Source organism: Alteromonas sp. P256 (assembly GCF_036864455.1).
GTDB lineage: Bacteria > Pseudomonadota > Gammaproteobacteria > Enterobacterales > Alteromonadaceae > Alteromonas.
In genome coordinates this window covers 272,899-298,781 of record NZ_JAZETM010000004.1, presented here as the reverse complement: position 1 = coordinate 298,781, position 25,883 = coordinate 272,899, and the positions used below count along the sequence as shown (strand labels likewise).

23 protein-coding genes are annotated in these 25,883 nt (G+C 44.8%); 11 read left to right on the top strand and 12 right to left on the bottom strand.

The window, feature by feature from the left end:
• Positions 1-17: 17 nt before the first annotated feature.
• The 4 genes from V7R39_RS09085 to V7R39_RS09070 form a co-directional block, all read right to left on the bottom strand.
• Positions 18-500 (bottom strand): arsenate reductase ArsC, encoded by a 483-nt coding sequence (locus V7R39_RS09085; RefSeq protein ID WP_334030184.1) that lies wholly within the window; start codon positions 498-500, stop codon positions 18-20.
• 53 nt (positions 501-553) lie between these two features.
• Positions 554-904, bottom strand: coding sequence for a metalloregulator ArsR/SmtB family transcription factor (locus V7R39_RS09080; protein WP_334030183.1), 351 nt, complete (start codon positions 902-904; stop codon positions 554-556).
• 191 nt (positions 905-1,095) lie between these two features.
• Positions 1,096-1,776, bottom strand: a complete 681-nt coding sequence (locus tag V7R39_RS09075) for a hypothetical protein (protein ID WP_334030182.1) — start codon at positions 1,774-1,776, stop codon at positions 1,096-1,098.
• Between the two features lie 244 nt (positions 1,777-2,020).
• Positions 2,021-3,178 (bottom strand): S-(hydroxymethyl)glutathione dehydrogenase/class III alcohol dehydrogenase, encoded by a 1,158-nt coding sequence (locus V7R39_RS09070; RefSeq protein WP_334030181.1) that lies wholly within the window; start codon positions 3,176-3,178, stop codon positions 2,021-2,023.
• Positions 3,179-3,527: 349 nt separating this feature from the next.
• Here V7R39_RS09070 and V7R39_RS09065 point away from each other — a divergent pair, with 349 nt between their 5' ends.
• From V7R39_RS09065 to ung, 5 genes are all read left to right on the top strand, one after another.
• The gene (locus tag V7R39_RS09065) at positions 3,528-4,406 is read left to right on the top strand and encodes a LysR family transcriptional regulator (RefSeq protein WP_334030179.1); all 879 of its coding nucleotides are present in this window, start codon (positions 3,528-3,530) and stop codon (positions 4,404-4,406) included.
• Positions 4,407-4,697: 291 nt separating this feature from the next.
• On the top strand, positions 4,698-7,163 hold the full coding sequence (thrA, locus tag V7R39_RS09060) for a bifunctional aspartate kinase/homoserine dehydrogenase I (protein ID WP_334030178.1): 2,466 nt from the start codon (positions 4,698-4,700) through the stop codon (positions 7,161-7,163).
• A gap of 33 nt (positions 7,164-7,196) precedes the next feature.
• Positions 7,197-8,147, top strand: coding sequence for a homoserine kinase (gene thrB, locus V7R39_RS09055; protein ID WP_334030176.1), 951 nt, complete (start codon positions 7,197-7,199; stop codon positions 8,145-8,147).
• 100 nt (positions 8,148-8,247) lie between these two features.
• The gene (thrC, locus tag V7R39_RS09050; protein WP_334030174.1) at positions 8,248-9,534 is read left to right on the top strand and encodes a threonine synthase; all 1,287 of its coding nucleotides are present in this window, start codon (positions 8,248-8,250) and stop codon (positions 9,532-9,534) included.
• Positions 9,531-10,190: a uracil-DNA glycosylase gene (gene ung, locus V7R39_RS09045; RefSeq protein ID WP_334030172.1), complete on the top strand. Its 660-nt coding sequence runs from the start codon at positions 9,531-9,533 to the stop codon at positions 10,188-10,190. Before thrC ends, ung begins: the two co-directional genes overlap by 4 nt.
• A gap of 61 nt (positions 10,191-10,251) precedes the next feature.
• On the opposite strand, the gene V7R39_RS09040 is transcribed toward ung, so the two are convergent.
• The 3 genes from V7R39_RS09040 to tal all read right to left on the bottom strand — a co-directional run bounded on the left by V7R39_RS09040 (position 10,252) and on the right by tal (position 13,339).
• Positions 10,252-10,428: a DUF3545 family protein gene (locus V7R39_RS09040; RefSeq protein WP_012519516.1), complete on the bottom strand. Its 177-nt coding sequence runs from the start codon at positions 10,426-10,428 to the stop codon at positions 10,252-10,254.
• Between the two features lie 288 nt (positions 10,429-10,716).
• Complete coding sequence (pgi, locus tag V7R39_RS09035; protein ID WP_334030170.1) at positions 10,717-12,366, bottom strand: glucose-6-phosphate isomerase; 1,650 nt, start codon at positions 12,364-12,366, stop codon at positions 10,717-10,719.
• Positions 12,367-12,379: 13 nt separating this feature from the next.
• The gene (tal, locus tag V7R39_RS09030; protein WP_163104518.1) at positions 12,380-13,339 is read right to left on the bottom strand and encodes a transaldolase; all 960 of its coding nucleotides are present in this window, start codon (positions 13,337-13,339) and stop codon (positions 12,380-12,382) included.
• A 299-nt stretch (positions 13,340-13,638) separates the two neighbouring features.
• Here tal and yaaA point away from each other — a divergent pair, with 299 nt between their 5' ends.
• The 3 genes from yaaA (at position 13,639) to V7R39_RS09015 (ending at position 17,962) form a co-directional block, all read left to right on the top strand.
• Positions 13,639-14,415 (top strand): peroxide stress protein YaaA, encoded by a 777-nt coding sequence (gene yaaA / locus V7R39_RS09025; protein WP_163104520.1) that lies wholly within the window; start codon positions 13,639-13,641, stop codon positions 14,413-14,415.
• A 350-nt stretch (positions 14,416-14,765) separates the two neighbouring features.
• A complete protein-coding gene (locus V7R39_RS09020) occupies positions 14,766-16,598 on the top strand; it encodes a DUF885 domain-containing protein (protein ID WP_334030168.1) in 1,833 nt (610 codons plus the stop codon).
• Between the two features lie 152 nt (positions 16,599-16,750).
• A complete protein-coding gene (locus V7R39_RS09015) occupies positions 16,751-17,962 on the top strand; it encodes a tetratricopeptide repeat protein (protein WP_334030166.1) in 1,212 nt (403 codons plus the stop codon).
• Between the two features lie 39 nt (positions 17,963-18,001).
• Here V7R39_RS09015 and V7R39_RS09010 read toward each other — a convergent pair whose 3' ends face one another.
• From V7R39_RS09010 to V7R39_RS08990, 5 genes are all read right to left on the bottom strand, one after another.
• A complete protein-coding gene (locus V7R39_RS09010; RefSeq protein WP_334030165.1) occupies positions 18,002-20,029 on the bottom strand; it encodes an NADPH-dependent 2,4-dienoyl-CoA reductase in 2,028 nt (675 codons plus the stop codon).
• A gap of 325 nt (positions 20,030-20,354) precedes the next feature.
• Complete coding sequence (locus V7R39_RS09005; RefSeq protein WP_334030221.1) at positions 20,355-20,744, bottom strand: DUF4426 domain-containing protein; 390 nt, start codon at positions 20,742-20,744, stop codon at positions 20,355-20,357.
• Positions 20,745-20,922: 178 nt separating this feature from the next.
• Positions 20,923-21,462, bottom strand: coding sequence for a YggT family protein (locus V7R39_RS09000; RefSeq protein ID WP_334030164.1), 540 nt, complete (start codon positions 21,460-21,462; stop codon positions 20,923-20,925).
• A 49-nt stretch (positions 21,463-21,511) separates the two neighbouring features.
• Positions 21,512-22,333 carry a pyrroline-5-carboxylate reductase gene (proC, locus tag V7R39_RS08995; RefSeq protein ID WP_334030163.1) on the bottom strand — a complete coding sequence of 274 codons (822 nt, stop codon included), beginning with the start codon at positions 22,331-22,333 and terminating at the stop codon, positions 21,512-21,514.
• Positions 22,334-22,565: 232 nt separating this feature from the next.
• A complete protein-coding gene (locus V7R39_RS08990; protein WP_334030162.1) occupies positions 22,566-23,252 on the bottom strand; it encodes a YggS family pyridoxal phosphate-dependent enzyme in 687 nt (228 codons plus the stop codon).
• A 27-nt stretch (positions 23,253-23,279) separates the two neighbouring features.
• On the opposite strand from V7R39_RS08990, the gene V7R39_RS08985 reads away from it, so the two are divergent.
• The 3 genes from V7R39_RS08985 (at position 23,280) to V7R39_RS08975 (ending at position 25,860) form a co-directional block, all read left to right on the top strand.
• Positions 23,280-24,323: a type IV pilus twitching motility protein PilT gene (locus V7R39_RS08985; protein ID WP_163104530.1), complete on the top strand. Its 1,044-nt coding sequence runs from the start codon at positions 23,280-23,282 to the stop codon at positions 24,321-24,323.
• Between the two features lie 61 nt (positions 24,324-24,384).
• Entirely contained in the window at positions 24,385-25,497 is a 1,113-nt protein-coding gene (locus tag V7R39_RS08980; protein ID WP_334030161.1) for a PilT/PilU family type 4a pilus ATPase, read from the top strand.
• 33 nt (positions 25,498-25,530) lie between these two features.
• A complete protein-coding gene (locus tag V7R39_RS08975) occupies positions 25,531-25,860 on the top strand; it encodes a putative signal transducing protein (protein ID WP_334030160.1) in 330 nt (109 codons plus the stop codon).
• The last annotated feature ends 23 nt before the right edge of the window (positions 25,861-25,883 follow it).

Here is a 25,883-nt window from a genome sequence, read left to right as displayed (position 1 = left end):
GAAAAGATTCTCAGTCATCAGCGTGCTCCTAACTTAACGAGTGCGTCTTTAAGTTGCTCTCGTGAAAACGATTCGTCGGATGATGACCGCTTAGCGAGTTCAGCGAGTGCTGCTACGCGTTGTTCAATGATGTCGATAGTGTGATAGAACGCTAGGGCTTTATCTTCGTCACTGCCTTCTAACTTAGATGGATCTTCAAGACCCCAATGCATTTTTAATGACTTGCCGAAATATACCGGGCAGCTCTCGCCAGCAGCAGAGTCGCACACAGTAATAACAAGGTCTGCTTCATAATCTTCAAACTCATCCCAAGACTGGCTTTTAAGCCCCTCTGTGCGATAACCTTTTTCGGCCAAATATTTTAACGATAGAGGGTGAACTTCACCAACGGGCTGGCTGCCTGCACTTTGTGCTTGAAGAGGACCTGAAGAGGCGTTGGTAATTGCTTCACATAGAACGCTGCGGCAACGATTGTGAGTACATATATACAGAATTTTCATGATAAACCTTCTAATACGTTGGAAATAAGAGAGAAATTAAACGTGTTGTAAGCTTAGGCGTCGCATCCGACTGACTGGCAGCACGCTAGATTTTTCTTGGCTTCGCTAATGTAATGTTCGTTTTCTTGCGCGGTGTTGGTAATGATGTTCTTTGCCCACACCGGTAGGGTTGGATTGAGCCTGTAGTAAACCCACTTACCTCTGCGCTCATCAACCACGAGTTCACACTTGCGTAAATCGGCAAGGTGTCGAGATATCTTAGGCTGACTCAGTTTTAGTGCATCGGTTAAGTCACACACGCAGAGCTCGTTTGCAATGCTCAGTAGCAGCAGTGTTTTAAGTCGGGTGTCTTCCGATAGGCACTTGAAAAAGCTCAATGGTGAGAAGTTACATGTTGCTGTCATAATTGATTACATACGTTATTTCATATGTTTGTTATGGTATATGGAATTTCGTATATGTCAAAACATATTTGAATTTTCATATGTGATGATGCAGTGGATGGTGAAAGTGGGTTATTTTGCTCGAGGCCAGCTGTATGACTAAGCCGCATATGCGGCTTAGTCATTTGTTATAGGGTAGCTAAAGGCGACTGCTAGCTTTCAGTTTTTGGAATAGCCGCATCAAAAGACATCGCATTATCCGTGCTATTTATTGCATTGTAGTGAGCAATTACGTCTTCCATAAAGGCATACCAAGTTGGGTTAGGTTGCCAAATGGCTAATAAGTCCTTTTTGGCCATATTTTCGTCCTCACCGAGCACGTTCACTCTATAAAGGTAAGTAAATGAGGCGCCGCGCCAGTTTAATTTGCAGTGGGTTAGCACTTTTTCAGAGCTTCTATCTATCCGTTGCATAAACGCAGAGTAGTTTAAAAAGTCAGTGAGCATTGGTTGTTCCCATTCAACGGGTACGTTGAAATAGGTTAATTCCAACTCAGCAGTATTCATAATCTCCTGAGAGCGGTCGCCTGGAATTAAATCGATAACATAGCCAACACCGTCTTCTTTTAGGATTGCCAAATGGGCTTTCGCAGGTAACCCTGAGGAGATCATAAAATCATTATTATTTTGTAGATTGGTCAACGACGTTAAACTATTAATCTGCTGAGCTTCTTCACTCTGCTGTTGAGCTTTAGCCATAGCGGGTGAGGCTGCCCCTAACGACCCCAAAGCAAATAAAGTCATTGCCAACATCGACACTTTTTGAAACGGTGGCCTCTGCTGAGACGAAGCTGATAAATAAGACATCGTTTTTTTAACTGTAACCAAGTTCATAAACTTTCCTACACGATTAATGCGTTATCAATACTATGGCATGAATACGCGATAACCGCTAAAAACGTGACTAAAATCTCTTTATGAATTCGTAACACACTCTAAAGAGCAGTGGTGTTTACAACAAGAAAAGCCCGCCTTGTTAGCGAGGCGGGCTTTTTAGCAGTTATTTAAAAGCATCTATCCGTATGAGCTATTTGTCCATATGTCCTACTTATCCATATGACCTACTTATCCATATGACCTACTTATCCATATGAACAACAGATCGAATGCTTTCGCCTTTGTGCATAAGGTCAAACGCCTCATTGATTTCGTCTAGCCCCATAGTGTGAGTGATAAACTCCTGTAGGCCGAACTCGCCGTTTAGGTACTGTTCTACAATACCAGGTAGTTGCGAGCGACCTTTTACGCCACCAAAAGCAGAGCCACGCCACACTCGGCCGGTAACAAGTTGAAATGGTCTGGTTGAAATTTCTTGTCCAGCACCTGCAACGCCAATAATTACCGACTCTCCCCAACCTTTGTGACAGCACTCAAGTGCAGAGCGCATTACATCCACATTACCGATGCATTCAAAGGAGTAGTCTACACCGCCATCGGTAAGCTCGACGATAACGTCTTGAATGGGCTTGTCGTGATCTTTCGGGTTCACCATGTCGGTGGCGCCAAGTTGTTTTGCAAGCTCAAATTTACTTTCGTTAATATCAATGCCAATAATTCGTTTCGCACCTGCCATACGTGCGCCGATTATTGCTGACAATCCAATACCACCCAATCCGAAAATAGCTACCGTGTCGCCTTCTTGTACTTTTGCTGTATTTAACACCGCGCCCATGCCGGTAGTAACACCACAACCTAGTAGGCATACCTCTTCAAGTGGAGCACTTTTATTCACCTTTGCCAAAGAGATATCGGGCAAAACAGTAAATTCAGAAAATGTAGAGCAACCCATGTAGTGATAAATGGGCTCGCCGTCTTTTGAGAAACGGCTAGTTCCGTCAGGCATTAAGCCTTTGCCTTGCGTGGCGCGCACTGCTTGGCATAAGTTTGTTTTGCCAGAAGTACAAAACTTACATTCGCCGCATTCTGCGGTGTAAAGAGGAATTACGTGATCGCCCACTTCTACACTTGTTACTCCTTCGCCTACCATCTCTACAATACCGCCACCTTCATGGCCAAGTACCGATGGAAAAACGCCTTCTGGATCTTCACCTGACAAGGTGAATGCGTCGGTGTGACATACGCCAGTCGCTTTTATACGAACCAATACTTCGCCTTTTTTAGGCAACTCGACATCAATCTCTTCCATTTTGAGTGGCTCGCCAGGTCCCCATGCCACTGCTGCTTTAGATTTTATATGCGTTTGACCTGCTTTTAATGAATCTTTAAACGAGCTCATACTTTACTCCTGTCATTACCATTCGAGTTTGTGATGTTTGATACGACGAGTATAGGAGAGGCAGGACGATTGATAAATACAGATTTAGTAAATCACTATTTCTTATTTGTAATAATGATGAATGCGTCATAAGCTTTAAGCTTTACAGTACGTCATTTTGCCGAGCCAAGACTGAGCGAAGATCGATTCGAGACTAATAATAGGTTAAGTAAGTCGCTGAGTTTGAAACATATTGAAAAATAGGCGAAACACTCGATAGAACGTAGGCTTTAAAAGAAATGGTTTGAAAAGAGTGGATTAGAAAGAATGGTTTTAAAAAATTGAATAGGTTGATACACGAGGCACAGCGGTGAAAAATCTAGATGGTATTATTGAATTCTGTAACGTCGCTAACGTGGGTAACTTTACCGGCGCGGCAAACAAGCTAGATACTTCAGTGGCACAAATCAGTCGAAAAGTTGCTGCACTAGAGAAGAGACTTGGGGTAAAGCTACTGCACAGAACAACGCGCAGTGTATCGCTAACCGAGGCGGGTTCGCTTTATTTTGAGCAAACCAACCCGGCGTTAACCATGCTCGAAAACGCACAGCTAACGGTAAGTGCGCTGCAACAATCTCCACAGGGGCTGATTAAGTTGACCGCGCCAGTAGCCTTTGGTGAAGCGTTCATTGCGCCCTTATTGAATAAATTTCTAGCTACTTATTCGGGCATCAGTGTGCAGTGCATGTTTTCCAACGATAAACTGGATATCGTTGAGCAGGGACTCGACTTGGCAATACGCATCGGAAAACTTGAAGACTCCTCACTGATTGCGAAGAAATTGGCTACACGCCAGCTGTATGTGTGCGGCAGCCGAGAATACCTTAAAAGCACATCGATGCCAGAAACGCTTGAAGATTTAAAGCAACACAGTTTGCTGGTAGGTTCTCAGCCCCAATGGCGCTTTCTTATTAATCAACAGGTTCACACTCTGAATGTAAATGGTCGCGTGCGGTATAATAGTGGCAATGCACTTAAAGCTGCTGCACTTAACGGACTGGGCTTAACCCAACTTCCCGGCTTTTACGTGAGAGATGCCATCACCGAGGGGTATCTCATAGAGGTCTTACCAGACTATAAAGATAAGCAAGAAGCCATTTGGGCAGTGTTCCCTTCTAACCGCAATGTGGCACCTAAAATTAGACTTCTTGTTGATTTTTTGTCCGAAAACCTTACCGATGACCGATAATGTTACCCATAATCGGCTTTTCATATTCAAAAGAGAAACGTTTTGTCTAGAGTGTTGCATTATGTGCAATACAGTGTGGTGAAAACTGCGGTTGACAGATAGACGTCTATACGGCAAATTGAACCCATGAAACAGATTCTAGCCATACGCACCATGACCATGTTAATTACCACCTCAAGAAGGGCGGTCGGTGACTAGTGCGAATAAGCAAAAGACAACGAAAGCCCGCCTCAAACAGAGCGGGTTTTTTTTTATATACGTTTTAGCATGCGCAACCTCAAGGAGTAGCATATGAAAGTCTTAAAGTTTGGAGGGTCTTCTCTAGCCGATGCACCGCGATATTTACGCGTTACAGAGATTAGCATGGATACTCACCAAACCGACGGTGCTGCCGTTGTACTATCGGCCCCAAAAGGCGTAACTAATGCGCTCTCATTATTGTGCGAACAAGCAGCCGGTGGCGAAGATTTTCAGCCGCTTCTCGATAAGCTAAACGACACAGTAACCGGTATCGCTAATAGCTTAAATGATGAATTAGACGGGTTTGAATACAACCGAGTTATCGCTTTTATCGACAGCCAGCTTACAGTATTGAAAAAACATCTACAGGGCATTAATTTACTAGGTGTGGCCCCTGATAATGTGGCAGCAGGCATTTTAAGTATTGGTGAGTACATTTCGGTAACGCTTTTTGGTGCCATCCTTACTGCAAAAGGCGTGACTAATCGCATTATCGACCCCGTAAAATATATTCTGGCTGATGGCGAGTACCTAGATAGCATTGCCGATGTGTCGCTTAGCAAAGCGCGATTTACTGACGTTCCCGTTGATGGCAGTGAATTTCTTATTATGCCAGGGTTTGTAGTCGCAAACGAAGAAGGGCAAAAAGTCACCCTGGGCCGAAATGGTTCCGATTACTCTGCGGCTATTCTAGCCGCGTGTATCGACGCTAGCTGCTGTGAAATTTGGACTGATGTAGACGGCGTTTATAATGCGGATCCGAATCAGGTTGAGGGCGCAGTACTACTTGATAAACTCACCTATCAAGAAGCGATGGAGTTATCCTATTTTGGCGCAAAAGTTCTGCACCCAAAAACAATAGGCCCTATTGCTCAGCATCATATACCGTGCCTTATTCGAAATACACTTAATCCGGCGGCCCCTGGAACGCTTATCAGCAATGAGAAAAGCGAGAAATGGACATCGGTTAAAGGTATATCGCAGCTTGATAATGTCACTATGTTTAACGTGGCGGGACCTGGTCTTAAAGGCATGGTGGGAATGGCAAGTCGCGTATTCGAAGTTATGTCGAACGCCAATATCTCAATCAGCCTTATTACTCAGTCATCTTCTGAATACTCCATTAGTTTTTGTATACAAAGCAAAGACGCTAATAAAGCACTAAACTTGCTTGAAGATGCGTTTGCGCTAGAGTTACAAAATCAATTACTCGACCCAATTGAAGTGCGCAACGACCTCGCCATCGTCACTCTTGTGGGCGACGGTATGCGTCAAACCAAGGGGCTTGCGGCTCGTTTCTTTAATTCATTAGCGCAAGCACGAGTGAATAATGTAGCGATAGCGCAGGGCTCTTCTGAACGTTCTATCTCTACTGTTATCGAGACTAAGCGGGCGAAAAAAGCGGTGAAGGTTATTCATCAAAACTTTTTCTCAGACAGACACACTATTGACGTATTCCTTGTAGGCTGCGGTAATGTGGGTAGCGAACTGCTGACGCAAATTGCGAAACAGCAGCCGGCCTTGCTTGCACGTAATATACAGCTGCGCGTTTACGGTATGGCAAATAGTCGCAAGTTGTTACTTAATAGCCAAGGTATCGATTTAACTGGCGACTGGAAAGCCGCACTAGAATCTGCACGTGAAGGGTTGAGTGTTGAACGCCTAGACCAGTTTGTAAATGACAATAGCTTAGTTAACCCAGTGATTGTCGATTGCACCAGCCACGAGGCCATTGCTAGTCAATATGTAGACATGATGGAAAGCGGGTTCCACGTGGTAACGCCAAACAAAAAGGCGAATACTTCAGCCATGGAGTATTACCGTAAACTGAGAAAAACGGCCCAAGCTACCAACCGTCAGTACCTTTATGAAACTACCGTTGGCGCTGGCCTACCGGTTATCGATAACCTTCAAAAGCTATTTAGCGCTGGCGATGTACTTCATCGTTTTGAAGGCATATTGTCTGGCAGTTTATCCTATGTTTTTGGGAAACTAGACGAAGGTATGACGCTTTCTCAGGCGACCAAAACCGCTAAGCAAAACGGCTTTACTGAGCCAGACCCGCGTGATGACCTAAGTGGTATGGATGTAGCGCGCAAGCTTTTAATTATGGCCCGTGAAGCAGATCTTGCGTTAGAACTGTCTGATATTGAAATTGAATCTGTATTACCGCCAGGCTTTGCAGAAACCTGTACGGTAGATGAGTTTATGACTCAACTGCCAGAGCTTGATGAGGCGTTTGCAGCGCGTGTTGAAGATGCTAAAGCACAAGGCAAAGTACTGCGTTACATTGGCAGCATAGAAGATGGCAAGTGCAAGGTAAGTATTGAAGCAGTACCTCCGAGCAATCCACTGTCTCAAGTGAAAGATGGCGAAAATGCATTGGCCATCAATAGTGATTATTACAATCCTATTCCTTATGTAATACGCGGCTATGGCGCCGGCGGTACAGTAACTGCAGCCGGTGTGTTTGCAGATATTTTGCGAACGATGCCTTGGAAACAAATGGCGTATTAAGCGTATAGAAAAGTGACAAGCGGGAATACGAATATGAAAGCAATACGTGCCTATGCGCCGGCCTCAATTGGTAATGTTAGTTTGGGCTTTGATGTCCTTGGTGCTGCACTTGCGCCGGTGGATGGCACAAGACTCGGTGATGAGGTAGAAGTTAAAGAAGCGGCGCATTTTTCACTAGAAACCCTCGGTGCTTTTGCGCACAAACTACCCGATGACGCCGACAGCAATATAGTGACGAAATGCTATCATTATTTTTGTGAAAAAATGTTGAATGACGACAAAGCGGTATCACCTGTCGCTATTACGCTGCATAAAAATCTGCCCATTGGCAGTGGATTGGGCTCAAGTGCGAGTTCAATTGTGGCTGCTTTTGCCGCTTTAAATGCGTTCTTTGATAGCCCTTTCGACGACGATACGTTGTTAACGATGATGGGTGAGTTAGAAGGGCAGATTAGCGGCAGTATTCATTACGATAATGTGGCGCCGTGCTTTCTTGGCGGTATGACGTTAATGACAGGCTCACCATCGCCGGTAACGTTATCGCTACCGCTTAACGAGCAGTGGTACTATGCTATTTGCTATTCTGGTATCAGTGTATCGACGGCGGCGGCTAGGGATATATTGCCCAAGCAGGTGGACATGGCGACAGCACTGACCTTCGGTCGTCAGCTAGGTGTGTTTGTTCACGCATTGCATTCAAAAGCATTCTCTCTGGCGGCCTCGGTAATGCAAGATGTTATTGCTGAACCGTACAGAAAATCACTGTTGCCAGGTTTCGATGAAGCGCGCGCATTCAGTGAGCGTGAAGGTGCACTGGCCTTCGGTATCTCAGGGTCGGGACCGACTGTCTTTGCGGTATGTGATAGCCAAGTTCAAGCTGAAAACATTGCAGCTTATTTAGATAAAAATTATGTGCAAAATGACGATGGTTTTAGCCATGTATGTCAAATTCCAAAGCTCGGAACGCTAGTATCAAAGGCCTGATACAGCAGCACACAGCTTAAACTCAACAGGGCAAACAGCCTTAAAAAGGCTGAACTAAAGCCTGCATGGGCGTGGTAAGAATTTAAGAAGGTAAATAAAAGTGGAATTGGTAAATTTAAAAGATTCATCAGATACGGCAACTTTTGCAGAAGCGGTAAAGCGTGGCTTGGGCAAAAATCAGGGACTGTATTTTCCAGAGAAAATTCCAGCCTTACACGATATTGACGGTCTGTTGGAAAAGCCCTTTGTCGATCGCAGCATCGAAGTACTTCGTACGCTAATTGGTGATGAATTAGCAGAAGGCGAGTTAAATGCCATCGTTGAAACGGCCTTCTCATTTGGCGCACCGGTTGAGCAAGTTAATGACAATGTGTATTCACTTGAGCTTTTCCACGGCCCAACGCTGGCATTTAAAGATTTCGGCGGGCGCTTTATGGCGCAAACATTATCTCGCATCAGTGAAGGCAAGCCGATAACTATTTTAACCGCAACCTCAGGTGATACTGGCGCTGCCGTCGCTCACGCGTTCCACGGTATTGAGAATATTAACGTGGTTATTCTGTTTCCAAAGGGAAAAATCAGCAAGCTTCAAGAAAAACTATTCACTACGTTAGGCGGCAATATCCACACGGTTGCCATTGAAGCCGATTTTGATGCCTGTCAATCGCTCGTTAAATCGGCGTTTGACGACCCAGACGTGCGTGAAGGCCTGCACCTAAACTCTGCCAATTCAATCAATATCAGCCGTTTGTTGGCTCAAGTATGCTATTACTTTGAGGCAATAAGCCAGTTGCCAAAAGAAAAGCGCGACCAGGTGGTTATTTCAGTGCCTAGCGGTAACTTTGGTAACTTAACCGCGGGTATGATTGCGAAAGCAATGGGGCTGCCGATTAAGCGCTTTATTGCTGCGACAAACCTCAATGACACTGTTCCACGTTATTTAAAAACGGGAGAGTGGGATCCGAAGTCAACAGTGGCCACTATTTCAAATGCCATGGACGTGAGCCAGCCGAATAACTGGCCGCGTATCGAAGCCCTTATTGAGCGTGGGTATATCGACAAAGCGTGTTTGAAAGGTGAAATGGTTGACGAAGAGTACACCCAGCTTGCTATGCGCCAGTTAGCGCAGCAGGGCTATACGAGCGAACCTCATGCTGCTATTGCCTACCGCGCAGTGAGTCATGACTTGGAAGAGGGGGAAATTGGCCTGTTCCTTGGTACTGCCCATCCTGCAAAATTCCGCGAGACGGTAGAAAACGTGTTAGGAAACCCAATCAGCTTACCTAAGCCTCTTGCTGATGTGGCGGGAGAAGATAGTTTAGCCGTCGATTTGCCTGCAACTTATGAGGCACTGAAGCAACACATGATGAGTCTTTTAAAGCCATGATGACGTGGACAGAGGCATTAGCACAAGAGAAGGCAACTCCCTATTTCCGAGAGCTAATGTTGCATGTTCAGGCAGAAAGAGAAGCGGGTAAGGTTATTTACCCGCCAAAAGAGGACGTGTTCAATGCCTTTGCCATGACAGCGTTAGAGGACATTCGCGTCGTTATACTAGGACAAGATCCCTATCACGGTCCAAATCAGGCACACGGGCTGTGCTTTTCTGTTCTACCAGGCGTTAAAATTCCACCGTCTCTTAGAAATATCTATAAAGAATTGGCCGACGATATAGACGGTTTCACAATTCCAAACCACGGCACATTGTCGCCCTGGGCTGAACAAGGCGTGTTGTTATTAAACACGGTACTTACGGTTGAGCAGGGCAAAGCGCATAGCCATGCGAAACTAGGGTGGGAGACCTTTACCGATAAAGTTATAGAGGTAGTAAACCAGCACTGTTCGAATGTGGTCTTTTTGCTGTGGGGCAGTCACGCTCAAAAGAAAGGTAACACGATAAATCGCGAAAAACATTATGTTTTACACGCGCCACATCCTTCCCCGCTTTCCGCACACAGAGGCTTTTTTGGTAGTAAACCTTTCAGCCAAACAAACCAGCTTCTCACTGAATCGGGCAAGGCACCTATTCAATGGCAGGTCTAAATATAAAAAAGCTAGCTATGTAGAAAGAAAAAAGCCGCCTGAAAATTCAGGCGGCTTTTTGTTATCTTTCTAGTGTTTCAAGCTCGTACTCAAAACCACAATCTAACTCAGCGAGTTCTTTTTCCAACTTGTAGCGATCTTGCAGCGCTTCGATTTCTCTCCATTTTCTTTTTTTACTTTTTGTTTTTGCTGGACTTGCTTCGATGTCTAACATGGCAAATAGATCTGATTTATCCATTGGGATCTCCTTTTTACACCATTACAACTAATACAGAGCAACTTCCCTCTGTACATTTTTTATCACAGCCGCACTGAGAATAAAACACTTATATTTACTTTTTATTAACAAAGTGTGGCATTTTCATGACATTGTTCAGGGCGAGCAAAGTCTATTTGCAGCGAGTAAACCCATGGTGAGTGTTAGACATTGTCTTAAACGCTGGCCAAAAAAAACGGCCGGGGGTAAGCCGACCGTTCAGTTTATTATTTGCACCAAGGCGGGGTGTGTTGCTACCCCATACTTTCCTTATTTTGGTGCATTCGCTGCTCTGAAGCGGGCAATCAATTGTTGCGTTGAAGCGTCAAAGTTGTCTTTGTCTGCTTCGCCTTGAATGCCTGCAAGTACTTGGTTTCCAAGTGCTTTACCTAACTCCACGCCCCATTGGTCGAAGGAGTTAAGGTTCCAGATAACGCCCTGAACGAATACCTTATGTTCATACGTTGCAACCAACGCGCCAAGTGTTTTAGGCGTAAGGCTATCAAACAAAAAAGTATTGCTTGGTTTATTTCCCGGCATGGTTTTATGAGCGGCTAGACGCTTGCGCTCTGCGTCGTCTAGGCCCTGACCATCTAGGTCTGCATAGCATGCTTCAAAAGTTTTGCCCTGCATCAGTGCTTGGGTTTGACCAAAGCAGTTTGAGGCCAACATTGCATGATGAGTGTCATCTTGATTCGGTACGTTAAGCGGCAACATAAAGTCAGCTGGAATGATGCCAGAACCTTGGTGGATAAGCTGGTGGAAACTGTGCTGACCGTTAGTACCTTCACTTCCCCAAATAATTGGCCCTGTAGGGTAGTCTACGCTTTCACCGGTTTGCGTCACCTCTTTACCATTACTCTCCATGTCCAGCTGTTGTACATAGGCTGGAAGACCACGCAAATAATGATAGTAAGGAAGAAGAACGTGAGACTGTGCATCAAAGAAATTGCGATACCAAACGCCAAGCAGGCCTAATAGTACCGGCATGTTCTCTTCAAGAGGCGCGGTGGTGAAATGGGTATCCATTTCAAAAGCACCTTCAAGCAGTGCTTTGTAGTTATCAAACCCAAGTGCTAATGAAATAGGAAGGCCGATAGCAGACCACAATGAATAGCGCCCGCCAACCCAGTCCCACATTGGGAAGATGTTATCTTCGCTAATTCCGAAGTCAGTGGCCGCTTTAACATTTGAAGATACAGCAACGAAGTGTTTAGCAATGTCTTGCTGCGTGCCGCCTGATTTTAAGAACCAATCTTTTGCAGTGAGTGTGTTTTGGAGTGTTTCTTGTGTCGTGAATGACTTGGAAGACATAACAACAAGGGTTTCTTCAAAATCTACACTTGAGAGCACGTCGTGAATGTGACAGCCATCAACGTTAGCAACGAAGTGTACTTTAACGGCGTTAACAGTGTGAGGCTTAAGCGCCTCAGTCATGATCTTAGGACCTAAGAACGAGCCGCCGATACCAATTGCAACAATATGTTTAACGGGCTTGCCGGTGTAGCCTTTGTGTTCACCACTGTGAACCGACTCGGTAAAGGCTTTCATTTTTTCAAGCGTTGCATGCACTTCAGGCATGACATCTTCGCCATCAACCATTACTGGGTGGTCAGAGAAGTTGCGCAGTGCAGTATGCAATACCGCGCGGCCTTCGGTGGTATTAATGTGTTCGCCTTCGAACATGCTTGTTCGAATTGTTTCTAAATTACATGCACGGGCTAAATCGAAAAGTGAAGAAAGCGCATCGTCGTTTACACGGTTTTTAGAATAATCTAAATAAATGCCGCATGCGTTAAGCGTCATCTTTTCTGCGCGATCATTATCAGACGCAAACCAGTCTCGCATATGTGCGCCTTTAACCGTCTCGGCTATCTTACTTAACGTTTTCCACTCGGGCAGTGATGTTAATACGCTCATTTACTCATCGTCCTTATGCGTTTAGCTTTTCGCGAAGTAAGGTTTCAAGCTTATCTTGGTCAGCGGCGAAATTACGGATCCCCTCTGATAGTTTTTCCGTTGCCATTGCGTCTTGATTCATATCCCAACGGAATTCGCTTTCAGTTAAGCGCGGACCAGGCGTTTGTGTTGCGCCATTGTCTTTAAGCATTACTTCAAGCTCACCGGGTTCATTGGCAAGTTCTTCAAGTAAAGCAGGGCTAATGGTTAAGCGATCGCACCCTGCCAACGCCTGAATTTCACCAATATTGCGAAAGCTGGCTCCCATTACTACGGTGTTGTAGCCGTGGTCTTTGTAATAGTTGTAAATGCTAGTGACCGACACTACGCCTGGGTCTTCGCTGGCAGCGTAAGACTCTTTGCCCGTTGATTTCTTGTACCAATCTAGAATACGGCCCACAAAAGGAGAAATGAGATAGGCGCCTGCTTCAGCACATGCTCTTGCCTGCGCGAAACTGAATAACAAAGTAAGGTTGCACTGAATCCCTTGTTTCTCTAAAACCTCTGCCGCTTGAATGCCTTCCCAGGTCGATGCAATTTTAATAAGAATGCGTGATTTATCGATACCCGCGTCTTTATAAAGCTGAACGAGGCGTTCTGCTTTTTCGATAGTGGCCGCAGTGTCGAAAGATAATCGAGCATCCACTTCGGTAGAAATGCGACCAGGAATCGTGCCTGAAATTTCTTTACCAATAGCGACCGCGAGTTTGTCTGAGGCATCAATAAGCTGCTGGTCAGCGTCATTCGACTGCAATTTAGCCCAAGCTACGGCGTCGTCAATCAAGCTTGCATACTGTGGTAAGCCAGCTGCTTTTAACAATAAAGACGGATTAGTTGTAGCGTCGACAGGCTGGTATTTTTTTATAGCGTCAATGTCACCGGTGTCGGCAACAACGGTAGTGATATCACGTAACGATGCTAGCTGATTGCTCATAATTCTCTCTATTAGTCATTCAAAATTTGTACAACTTGTCAGAGAGACAAGTTGAATTAAATGGTTCGTTTTTCTGCGAGTAGGGAATTAACGTTTGATTACGTTAATGAAATTCTTATTAGGCATAGTTATACCAAAATCATGTGACAAATTATAGCTTACAGGCGCTAATTTACTGCTAATCGGATTTCTCTGTTAAGCCAATTTGTATGTTTGTTGCAGGGTGTTATTTTTTCACTATCAGGTGGTGATATACTCAGGTTTATAAGAGCTAGTCTGCAGAAACCTAAGGAGTTGACATGTTAGTTGTAGTTTCCCCAGCAAAGAATCTTGATTTCGAAACTGAAATTCCAGTGAGTACGTTTACTCAGCCAACCATGATGGACGATACAAAGCGTCTTATGGAAGTGTGTCGCACTTTGTCGCCAGCAGACTTATCGTCACTAATGAAAATTAGCGATAAGCTAGCAACCCTAAACGCCAATCGTTTCGCTGAATTTTCTACTCCTTTTGATAAAGACAATGCCCGTCAGGCCATGTATGCGTTTAACGGTGACGTTTACACCGGGCTTGATGCATATACCCTCAGCGATGAATCGGTAGCTTTTGCACAAGATCACTTAAGAATCTTATCAGGGCTGTATGGTCTTTTACGTCCGCTTGATCTAATGCAAGCCTACCGCTTGGAAATGGGGACAAAACTGTCAAACCCAGAGGGAAAAGACCTGTACGAATTTTGGGGCGACCGCATTACGAAAGTACTGAATGAAGCCCTTAGTGCACAAGGTGACAATGTGCTTATTAATTTGGCGTCTAATGAATATTTCAAAGCAGTAAAGAAAAAAGAATTAGACGGCATGGTTATTACCCCTACGTTCAAAGACTGCAAAAACGGGCAGTATAAGATAATCAGCTTTTTCGCTAAAAAAGCGCGAGGCCTAATGGCCCGTTATATTATTGAGAATAAAGTGGCTGATGTAGACGGGTTAAAAGCGTTTGATACTGATGGTTACCAGTTTAGTGAAGAACAAAGCTCCTCAACTGAGCTTGTCTTTTTGCGCAACCAAGAAGCGTAACCCAATAAGAGTAACCCAAGAAGAATAACCTCGAGACGAAACCAGAAGACGTAATACTTAGCCGGCACGCCAGATGGCGTGTCGGTCTTGCCGTCTGCATACATTCGGTTATTTTAATACTGATACCTCTACCAACAGACTCTGTTTCGTACAGATACCTAGAGCTTTCCTCTTAAACAGCCCCCTTCGTATATATTGCGTAACAATTGATATGCACTCATGCATAGCACTTTGTGTGGATAAGGCCTAAAGTAGGCGTTAATCAATTAGGTTTGTAATTTTCGGGGGCAGGGGCCATATGAACTGTTCTCGACAAAATCTATTAAAAATAAAACGACAAGGGAAAAGGTATGATTATCAGAAAAATGCTGTTGATTAGCAGTGCAGTCGCACTAGCGCTAGGTACATCAGTTGCTATCGCAAATTCTCATAATGACGCTCTAAAAGAGCCAACCGTTATGCAAGAAGCTCAAAATGAGCATGAAAAACTTTTCGCGCTTTTTGCAGCATCCGATGAGCGTAATTTAGCGCTGAACCCTGTAATGGCTATATTTCGCGGTGATATGCGACGGGCAGATCGCTTGGGCGATTTTTTAACTGATGCTCATCAGTTAGCAAGCCGTACCAATACGCAGCTCAATTTATCGGAACTTGCGCAAATTGATAGACGCAAGCTAGATGATACTGACAAATTGGCTTATGACGTATTTAAATACAATCAAGAGCGCGCACTTGAGATGTCCTCTCCTGAGATAAGCGCCTTAACCGAAGTACGTCCTGTTAATCACTTTAGTGGGTTCCATACTTTCTATCCCTCATTTGCAAGCGGTAAGGGGGCAGCTCCTTTTAAAACCGTTGAAGACTACGAGAACAACTTATCACGCCACAAAGACTATATTGCCATTTCAGACCGCGCGATAGAGCGTTTTAAAGAGGGAATGGAATCTGGCGTGTTAGAAACTACGCTCACCATAGACCGCGTTATTAAGCAGTTTGATACACAGCTAGCAATACCGCTTAAAGAATCGCAGTTTTGGGGGCCTATGACCATGCTTCCAGAATCATTTTCTGATGAAGAAAAGGCTCGTTTAACGAGTGAATATGAGCAGGCTACGCAAGACATTTACGATGCAACCACTCGTATGCGCGACTTTCTTCAAACCGAGTACTTACCTGTTGCTCGTGAAACCATCGGTTTGAGCGACATGAAAGGCGGAGCAAAGCTTTATGAGCTAATGGTAGAAGGCTCGACTACATTGCCTTTGACTCCTGACGAACTGCACGAACTTGGTCTTAGAGAAGTAAAGCGCGTTAAAAACGACATGCTAGCAATAAAAGACGAAGTGGGTTTTGAAGGCACGTTAAACGAATTGTTTGATTTCGTGCGCACAGACCCACAATTTAAGCCTGAAAGTCGTGAAGCACTAACCCAAAGTTACTATCGTATTGGCAAAGAGGTAGACAAGAAAATTGGTGAGTATTTCTCATTATTGCCAAAGTCAGAGCTAGAGATAAAGCCTTACGATCCGGCTATTGAGCAGTTTAGCGCCGGTGGTTCTTATCAACCGGGTACGCCTGATGGGTCACGTCCAGGAACGTTTTTCTTTAACGCCTATGATTTACCTAGCCGTTTAACTACCGGGAACGTGACGCTATATCTGCACGAGGGTGCACCGGGCCATCATTTTCAAGTAAGCCTTGCTCAGGAAAATGACTCTTTGCCTTCATTTATGCGCTTTAGCTTTTTGCCCGCTTTCGGCGAGGGATGGGCGTTATACTCTGAAACGCTAGGGTACGAAATGGGCTTCTTCGACGATCCGTGGAACCGTTACGGCACATTGCAAGATGAGCAGTTAAGAGCCATGCGCTTGGTGGTTGATACCGGTATTCACGCAAAGGGGTGGAGCAGAGAAAAAGCCATCGACTTTATGCTTGATAACTCTGGCATGACGCGCACTGAGGTAGTGGCAGAGGTAGAGCGTTATATTGCTATTCCCTCACAAGCCTTATCTTACAAGGTTGGCGCATTAAAAATACAAGAGTTGCGCGCACGGGCTGAACAAGCCCTTGGCAAGAATTTTGATATTCGAGAATTCCATGCGCAGGTATTAAACACAGGTGGTATCCCGCTGGCTATTCTTGAACAAAAAATAGACCGCTGGATAGCTAGTAAAAAAAGCTAGTCATCAAAGTTAGCCTATTAAAAAAGTACGCACAAAGCCAGCTTTTGCTATCTCCAGCTTTTGCTATTAAGTGAAAGCTGGTTTTTTGATCTCACTTCCTCTACTCTAAAATTCAGCCCGTCGGGACTGGAAAGTAAAGTATGGGGAACGCAATGAAGCAACATAATAGATTTGTCGCGTCTTTAGCCGCTATTGGCTTTGTCTGTGTAGCGTTAAGCCTTTCTGGCTGTCAAAGCACCTCACAGCAGGTGAGTAGCAGCGATGATGTTTCCAGCAATCTGTCTTCTACACTCAACTGGCAAAGCGACAAATTTAGCCAAACCAAGGTTATTAAGCCTCATGAGATATTGGCGCTCACACCCAACCAAAAAGCGGAATTTTTATCCTTTTTCAATAGCGACGAACAGCAAGATGTGTCCCCCAATTTTCGTATATCCAATTTTTTAGAGAAATGGGCTACAGATTTTAGCTACGCAGGAGACACATTTACTGCAACAGAAGCCTTTGAAAAAAGGTCGGGAAACTGCCTGACGCTGGCAATACTAACCACTGCACTGGCTAACGTTGTTGGGTTAGATGTATATTACAAAAAGGTGTTCACGCCGCCTATTTACCGGCGTCACAATCATGTTTTGACCACCTCTGCCCATGTTAAAACCATTGTGCTTGGCCCTGAGGCGGAAGAGAAAAAGCTTGGCGTTGTTTATTTTCGTAGTCGCACTGTTATCGATTATTTCCCGTCATCACTTAACGACACAGGGGAATACGTAGCCTTTAACGATTTTATTTCTATGTATTATCAAAATAAGGCAGCAAAGGCGATGGCAGTGAATAACTCGTCGCTAGTCTACAGTTTACTATCAACCGCAATGCGCCAAACCCCGCTTAATTCAGAAACCCTTAACGCTTTGGCGGTGTTTTATCGTCAGAACATGCTGCATAAAAAAGCGCGAGACATATATGAATTTGCGATTGAGAATAATGTTGAATCTATACACACCTTATCGAACTACGCTGTGCTGTTATCCGAGGTAGGAGATAGTGCAACATTAGCGAAAATAGGAAGTAAGCTATTGGACGTTGAAGAGAGCAACCCCTATCAATGGTACGACCAAGGCGTTAAATATTTAGATCAAGGCGAAACAAGAAGGGCTGTTGCCCTTTTCAACAAGTCTATAAAAACCGGGCCCTATTTAAGTGAAGGTTATATGGGGTTAGCAAAAGCATACTTTTTACTCGGCGATATAGAACGTGCAGAGTCTAAGCTCAAAAAAGCAAAGGAGCTCGCTTTTGGAGAAAAGGAAAGAGGATTATACGCTGCAAAGCTTGATGCCCTGCAGCGTGTTAATAGATTTACCGATTAATTAGCAAAGTAACTTTATTCTTTAGACAACCAAAAACGCTTAGATTTTCGCAGCCAATTCGGCGCCCTGACGAATGGCTCTTTTAGCATCAAGCTCCGCCGCCACATCCGCGCCACCTATGATGTGTACCTTAAACCCAGCTTCTTCAAGAGGCGCTTTTAATGGCGTATATGGCTCTTGGCCTGCACATACAATGACGTTATCGACTTCCAGTAGTTTTGGTTTGTCGTTAATAACAACATGAAGCCCCTTGTCATCAATTTTCTCGTAAGATACGCCATTGATCATTTGCACGTTGTGAAGTTTAAGGGACTGACGGTGGATCCAACCTGTTGTTTTGCCTAAGCCCTTACCCACTTTTGTAGTTTTACGCTGAAGTAAAAATACTTCGCGAGTCGTGGGTGTGAGCTCTTTTTCCTTAAGTGCGCCGCCGGCGGCATAGCTTTTATCAATTCCCCAATGCTGCAGCCACTTGTCTCTATTTTCAGTAAGATCTGCATCTTCAACTAGGTATTCAGCGACATCAAACCCGATGCCTCCGGCACCGATCACCGCTACCCGTTGACCTACTTCAGCATGATCCCGCAATACGTCGAGATAACCCAACACTTTCGGGTGGTCGTGACCTTCAATCGTTAAGCTTCTAGGTTTAATTCCGCTCGCTAATATAACCTCATCGAAGCTTCCATCTTTTAATGTCTCTGTGGTTGCAAGAGTATTTAAATGAATAGTGACATTGGCGCGCGCTAATTGATATTTAAAGTAACGAAGGGTTTCATAAAACTCTTCTTTCCCCGGTATTTGCTTTGCGTAATTAAATTGACCACCAATCTCGCTAGCTTGATCATAAAGGTGCACATCGTGCCCGCGGTCGGCGGCGTACATCGCAAAGGATAGGCCTGCTGGCCCTGCACCAATAACCGCCAGTTTTTTCTTGTTAGAGGTTGGCGAGAAGGTGAGTTCGGTTTCATAGCAGGCTTGCGGATTAACTAAACAGCTTGCACGCTTTTGTTCAAAGGCATGGTCTAGGCAGGCTTGGTTACAGGCTATACAGGTGTTGATAAGCTTCGATTCATTTTGCATTGCTTTGGCAACAAAGTGAGCGTCGGCAAGAAAAGGGCGCGCCATGGAAACCATGTCTGCGTGACCCTCTGCCAAGACTGACTCAGCAACTTCTGGCGTATTTATTCGGTTAGTCGTCACCAGCGGCAATGATACCTCTGCCTTCATCCGCTTGGTTATCCAAGTGAAAGCCGCGCGCGGAACCGAGGTTGATATGGTTGGCACTCTCGCTTCATGCCACCCAATACCTGTATTGATGAGCGTTGCGCCTGCCTTTTCTATCTCTTTAGCTAAATAAACCACCTCACCCCATTGGGCTCCGCCTTCCACTAAATCCAGCATTGAAAGACGGTAAATAATAATAAACTCAGCCCCTACTTTTTCACGCACACTTTTCACTACCTCGATAGCCAGTCGCGCTCTATTTTCCAGACTGCCGCCCCACTCATCATCCCGTTGATTAGTGCGCTCACAAAAGAACTGATTGATGAGGTAGCCCTCTGACCCCATAATTTCTACGCCGTCATACCCAGCCTCTTGAGCTAAACCTGCGCAATTTGCATAGTCTTTTATTGTGCTTTTGATACCGCTTGAAGACAGTGCTCTGGGTTTAAAGGGGGTAATAGGGGATTTCACCGGTGAAGCTGATACCGCTAGAGGGTGGTAGCCGTAGCGGCCAGAGTGAAGAATCTGCATGCATATCTTGCCGCCTTCAGCGTGAACAGCCTCGGTAATAACTTTGTGTTTCTTAGCGTGTCTCTTACTGGTCATTCTCCCTGCAAATGGGGCTACCCATCCAGAAATGTTGGGACTTATTCCTCCCGTCACAATGAGGCCTACGCCGCCTTTTGCTCGCTCTGCATAGAATGCAGCTAATTTATCAAACCCGCCTTTTTCCTCCTCTAAGCCTAAATGCATAGAGCCCATCAAAGTGCGGTTTCGCAATGTGGTGAAGCCTAAATCGAGAGGCTCGAGAAGGTGAGGGTAGGGCGTAGTCATAGTCATTTATTTCTCTTTTTATATTTTTATGGGTTGCCTCAGGTCTTCTGAAGCGCTTTATATAAAGCAAAACGTGTTGAGGTGGATAATCTAAATTGCACAGGCCGCAAAGCAAGCGTTTCAACATATGATTCGCAGTTTACAAGCCGCACCTAACAAGCGCCTCTTATGCCTAATACAACATAATAATATGTGAATACATAAAATAATGCTGTTCTGATTATTTACTAGGAACAGCGTATCGTAAAGAGAGTTTATTAAAATATAGCGGACACAAAAAACGAGGTCAAAGACCTCGTTTTTAAAAGGTAGTCACTAAGGGCAGGGCGCCTTAGTCCACGTACATTTTTTGTTTAAACTTAAGGGTTTGCTTTTCAGCGGCTCTTTGAGCGGTGACTTCAAAGCGATAGGTCTCTTGGTCGCGAAACGGTAATACCGCCAAATAATAAATAGCATCACCATCTTCCACTTTCTTAAACGTCAACTGCTTTTTACTACCGAGCAAGTTTGTTGCGTTGCCAGTCACTGATACTCTCTGAGCTTCGCCAGAATCTTTATTTAACACCGAAATATTCACTAGTGCGTTGTATTTACTGCGAACGATACCGTAACTAGCTGCCACCTCAGGTGTTAAAAACGGCGTATTCACTACCATGTAGTGCATATCCCATTCACCAAGAGTTTCTTTTTGCTCCGCATGAGCCTGTACGCTTAGGCACATGAGTAACGTACCTATAAACACTGATGACAATTTTCTAACTATATTCACCGCTGTTCCTCGCATTGACATTAATTGCACCGTTTTTCTTCGATTTTTGGACCGCGTTAGCGTAACTCCTCACCTACGTAAACCTTCACCTACAAAGAGAGAGAGGATTGCCCGTTCATCATTTATACACTCATAGCACTCTAAGCGCGTCTTGGATCAGCAGCTGTAAAAACTGTAATCCAATAATTGCGATAAGCACCGACAAGTCAAGGCCGCCCAGGGGAGGGATAACTTTGCGAATAGGCGCTAGAAACGGTTCGGTAAGCTGATGTAGCACATAGTCTACAGGAGACTGACCCTGTGAGACCCAGCTTAAAATTGCCCGCAATAGCAGCACCCAGAATATAAGCGACAAGGTTTCTTTTATCACACCCATGACTGACATTATGGCAATTCCGATCGGGTTTAGATTACCGCCAGATATCAATATTAAGGTAGTGATTTTAAGCGCACAAACTGCAAGCGCTAGCACAAAGGTGGCTGTATCAAATCGACCTATGGACGGAATAACGCGTCGCAACGGTCCTACAACCGGATGTGTGGCCTTTACGATAAACTGGCTCATTGGGTTGTAAAAGTCTGCCTGTACCATCTGCAGCCACAACCTCAAGATGACAATCATCAGGTAAAGGTTAAATAATGTATCGACTAAAAATACCGTTGCGTTCATCTACTGTTTTTCCTGAAAAAACGATTCCTAAAAAAGTGTCTCAAAAACGTTAAAGTTGTTTTGCCATTTCTTCGGCTCGAGCGACGGCAGCGCGCATAGACTTGCTGACAATATCTTTCAAGCCTTCGTCAATAAACGTATTCACCGCTTGTGCGGTAGTACCGCCTTTAGAAGTAACTTGGGCACGAAGCTCGCTTAATTCAAGGTCTGGGTTATTGCACACCATTTCGGCTGCACCTAGCATAGCTTGCTGCACCATAAGACGAGACTGGTCTTTATCAAACCCCATATTCATAGCTTCTTCTTGCATATTCTGAAGGAACAAGAAGAAGTACGCAGGACTGCTGCCAGCAGCAGCAATGACACCATTGATACCATCTTCTTCATTAACCCAAACGGTTTCACCTACGCTGTTCATTACATCATCTACGTAGGATCTGTCTTCCTGCGTCACTGTGTCGTCGGCATACATACCCGACATGCCTTTACCCAATAAACTTGGCGTGTTGGGCATAATACGAACTACTGGGTAATCACCACCTAACATCTCTTGCAAGCGAGACACCGGAAGGCCTGCTGCAATACTCAAAAAGAGCTTACCCGCTAGGTCATTGTTTTTCTGTAAGTCAGCGCACATGTCGCCCATAATTTGCGGTTTTACTGCAAGCACAATGGCATCGGCAAACTGGCAGGCTTCATCGTTAGATTGGGTGGTTTGTATGCCAAACTCTTCTTTCAACTTGTCTAATTTCGGCGTAGACGGGTTTGCTGCAAGTATATTTTCTTTTGCATAGCCAGACTGAATTAATCCACTAATGATGCTGCGACTCATGTTGCCTGCGCCAATAAAGGCTAATTTTTTCTGTTGCATGTAAATCCTATTTGTTGTCTGTGTAATGCTTAAATCAACACGCATAATTGCACATAGGTAATGACGCAATTGCGTATTGCTTAGTACGTAGTTTAGTTGTGTGTTTAAACATTGGCGTCTCATTTTTAAGCGCTAACGTTGCACTTTTCAGCGCTGACGGCTCCCATTCAAACGCTGACGGCTCTCATTCAAACGCTGAAGACTCTCATTCAAACGCTTTGGAGGAAACGACTCAACCACGTTTACCAAAAATAGCAGTGCCTATACGCACCATTGTAGAGCCATTTTTGATGGCAGCGTTCATATCGCTGCTCATTCCTACTGATAGGGTATCAAAATTGGCCAGCGATTTGTGGTAATGGTCATATAATTCTTTCAGTTTACCGAGACTATGCGCTTGTTCCTCTTCGCTTGGATTGGCTTTTGGAATGGCCATGATACCGCGAAGACATAATTTTTCTTGCGATTCGATAAACTGAATTAAGCCATCAAGTTCGTTAGGTTTAACACCAGATTTACTGTCTTCATCATCAATATTAAGTTGAATACATACATTTAGCGCAGATAAGTTGTCGGGGCGTTGATCATTTAATCTTCGCGCCACTTTTTCTCTATCAACCGACTGCACCCAGTCGAAGTGTTCGGCAACGACCTTGGTTTTATTCGATTGAATAGGGCCTATCATGTGCCACTCTATATCGGTGAGGTGAGCAAGTTCCTGAACTTTTTCAACACCTTCCTGAACATAGTTTTCTGCGAACAATCGTTGTCCTGCTTCATACGCTTCAATGATATCCGATACGGGTTTAGTTTTGCTTACCGCTAGTAATTTGACTGAATTTGGTGGACGATGTACTGACGTAGCGGCTTGTGTAATTCCCTCTAGTGCGGAATTTATTCTTTCTGCTATTGTTTGCATTATTCACCTTGTTATGGAGAAGTGGTTGTGGATATTACCGAACTTTTAGCGTTTAGTGTTAAGAATAACGCCTCAGATTTACATTTGTCAGCCGGACTCCCGCCGCTTATTCGCGTTGATGGCGAAATGCGTAAGCTCAATGTTCCAGCCCTCGATCACAAGCAGGTTCATGGCCTTGTTTATGAAATCATGAACGACATGCAACGCAAAGAATACGAGGAAAACTTAGAAACCGATTTTTCTTTTGAAGTAAAAGGCCTATCGCGATTTCGTGTTAACGCGTTTGTGCAAAATCGCGGCGCAGCAGCGGTGCTTCGTACAATCCCAAGCGATGTGCTTACTCTAGACGACTTAGGTGCACCGGATATTTTCAAAGAAATTATCAATCAGCCAACTGGAATTGTGTTAGTGACTGGCGCTACCGGCTCGGGTAAAAGTACCACATTGGCGGCGATGGTCGATCACATTAATACTCACAAGCGTGAGCATATTCTTACCATAGAAGACCCCATTGAATTTGTGCACGACAATAAGCTTAGCTTAGTTAATCAGCGTGAAGTGCATCGGGACACACACTCGTTTAACAATGCGCTGCGCTCGGCGTTACGTGAAGACCCCGATGTTATTCTTGTAGGCGAGCTACGTGATTTAGAAACTATACGCCTTGCTATCTCCGCCGCGGAAACTGGTCACTTGGTATTTGGTACCTTGCATACCAACTCAGCGCCAAAAACCATTGACCGTATTATCGACGTGTTTCCGGCAGAGGAAAAGTCTATGGTGCGTTCAATGTTATCCGAATCTTTACGAGCGGTAATATCGCAAACCCTATTGAAAAAAGTTGGCGGCGGACGAATAGCTGCCCATGAGATTATGGTGGGAATCCCGGCCATTAGAAACCTTATCCGCGAAGATAAAGTGCCGCAGATGTACTCGGTTATTCAGACCGGTCAGGCTCATGGCATGCAAACCATGGATCAGTGTTTGCAGCGCTTGGTGGCAATGGGCGTGATTACAAAGCAAGATGCTGCGGCTAAGTCTGTTGATAAACAATCGATGAATAACTTCTAAAACGTTTGCTAAACATCCATATTCAGATCTAATTTTTCAGGTTTAAAACCCAGGAACCATAATGCTAGATTCGCTTTTACAAAAAATGATCGACGGGAATGCCTCAGATTTATTCGTCACGGCCAACTTTCCAATTAGTGCAAAAATTAACGGCAAGCTAACGCCCATCTCCGATTCAGATACCTCTGAAGAATTAGCGTTGTCTTTGGTTCATGAAGCGATGACAGAAAAGCAGCAACACGAGTTTCATACATCAAAAGAATGTAACTTTGCTATCGTTAGAGAGGGAATTGGGCGTTTTCGTTGCTCTGCTTTTTGGCAGCGTGACCAAGCGGGAATGGTTATTAGGCGTATTGTAACTCAAATCCCTAAAGCCGATGATTTAGGGCTACCGAGAGTCTTAAAAGAAATCATAATGGCAAAACGCGGGCTCGTGCTATTTGTAGGGGGAACCGGCACCGGTAAATCAACCTCCTTGGCCGCGTTAATTGGCCACAGAAATGAAAACTCTCACGGTCACATTCTTACCATTGAAGACCCAATTGAATTTGTGCACGAACACAATAACTGCGTTATTACCCAGCGTGAAGTGGGTATAGACACCCAGTCTTTTGATGATGCGTTAAAAAGCTCTCTACGCCAAGCACCAGATGTCATTCTTATTGGTGAAATTCGCTCTATGGAGACAATGGAATATGCCATGTCGTTTGCTGATACAGGGCATTTATGTGTCGCTACGTTGCACGCTAATAATGCCAACCAAGCCATTGAGCGAATAATGCACCTAGCGCCAAAAGATATGCATGACAAGCTGCGTTTTGATTTAAGCTTAAACATCCGCGCCATTGTTGCGCAGCAATTAGTGCCTACGCCAGACGGGAAAGGCCGAGTAGCGGCAATAGAAGTGCTACTCAATACGCCGCTGGTAAGCGACCTTATTCAACGCAACGAGATTGGCAGCCTAAAAGAAGCGATGAAAAAAGGAAAAGAGCAGGGTATGCAGAGCTTTGATATGGCCCTGTACGACCTGTATAAGCAAGGACGAATTGAAATGGACCAAGCGCTGCATCACGCTGACTCACCAAACGACCTTCGCCTTATGATTAAGCTAGATGCCAGTGATAACTCAAGTTTGGGAACGCTATCGAATGTGTCTTTTGATATGGATGAATAGCCACATGAGTAGGAGCGCCGCGGGAGTGACTGCTTGAAAAAACTGTTTTCCTCTGAGGATGCGTTTGAACTTCAGGCAGTGCGCAGCGAGCTTGATGCGCTTAGTATTCCCTACATGGTAAAAAATGAATTTGCTAGCGGAGCACTTGGTGAATTGCCCTGGCAAGAGGCACAGCAAGAGCTGTGGCTGGTTGACGACACGTGGTTTCATCGCGCTTCAAAGGTGGTAAACGGCATTAAAGCCAACTTCGCATCTAGCCAAGGTGGTAAGGGCCAAGAAGGGCGCGAATGGGTATGCAACCGTTGCGGTGAAGAAAATGGCAGTGCGTTCGAAGTTTGCTGGCAATGCGGCGATGATCTATAAGGCTACGAGAATCCAAAGGGCTA

Coding starts and splice junctions, on each gene's coding strand:
- V7R39_RS09005 (WP_334030221.1), bottom strand. CDS start 20,744: ATGTGCCTAAGCGTACAGGCTCATGCGGAGCAAAAAGAAACTCTTGGT.
- V7R39_RS09040 (WP_012519516.1), bottom strand. CDS start 10,428: ATGGATAAATCAGATCTATTTGCCATGTTAGACATCGAAGCAAGTCCA.
- V7R39_RS09080 (WP_334030183.1), bottom strand. CDS start 904: ATGACAGCAACATGTAACTTCTCACCATTGAGCTTTTTCAAGTGCCTA.
- thrB (WP_334030176.1), top strand. CDS start 7,197: ATGAAAGCAATACGTGCCTATGCGCCGGCCTCAATTGGTAATGTTAGT.
- V7R39_RS09075 (WP_334030182.1), bottom strand. CDS start 1,776: ATGAACTTGGTTACAGTTAAAAAAACGATGTCTTATTTATCAGCTTCG.
- tal (WP_163104518.1), bottom strand. CDS start 13,339: ATGAGCAATCAGCTAGCATCGTTACGTGATATCACTACCGTTGTTGCC.
- V7R39_RS08980 (WP_334030161.1), top strand. CDS start 24,385: ATGCTAGATTCGCTTTTACAAAAAATGATCGACGGGAATGCCTCAGAT.
- pgi (WP_334030170.1), bottom strand. CDS start 12,366: ATGAGCGTATTAACATCACTGCCCGAGTGGAAAACGTTAAGTAAGATA.
- V7R39_RS09010 (WP_334030165.1), bottom strand. CDS start 20,029: ATGACTATGACTACGCCCTACCCTCACCTTCTCGAGCCTCTCGATTTA.
- V7R39_RS09015 (WP_334030166.1), top strand. CDS start 16,751: ATGAAGCAACATAATAGATTTGTCGCGTCTTTAGCCGCTATTGGCTTT.
- proC (WP_334030163.1), bottom strand. CDS start 22,333: ATGCAACAGAAAAAATTAGCCTTTATTGGCGCAGGCAACATGAGTCGC.
- yaaA (WP_163104520.1), top strand. CDS start 13,639: ATGTTAGTTGTAGTTTCCCCAGCAAAGAATCTTGATTTCGAAACTGAA.
- V7R39_RS09000 (WP_334030164.1), bottom strand. CDS start 21,462: ATGAACGCAACGGTATTTTTAGTCGATACATTATTTAACCTTTACCTG.
- thrA (WP_334030178.1), top strand. CDS start 4,698: ATGAAAGTCTTAAAGTTTGGAGGGTCTTCTCTAGCCGATGCACCGCGA.
- V7R39_RS09070 (WP_334030181.1), bottom strand. CDS start 3,178: ATGAGCTCGTTTAAAGATTCATTAAAAGCAGGTCAAACGCATATAAAA.
- V7R39_RS09020 (WP_334030168.1), top strand. CDS start 14,766: ATGATTATCAGAAAAATGCTGTTGATTAGCAGTGCAGTCGCACTAGCG.
- ung (WP_334030172.1), top strand. CDS start 9,531: ATGATGACGTGGACAGAGGCATTAGCACAAGAGAAGGCAACTCCCTAT.
- V7R39_RS08990 (WP_334030162.1), bottom strand. CDS start 23,252: ATGCAAACAATAGCAGAAAGAATAAATTCCGCACTAGAGGGAATTACA.
- V7R39_RS09085 (WP_334030184.1), bottom strand. CDS start 500: ATGAAAATTCTGTATATATGTACTCACAATCGTTGCCGCAGCGTTCTA.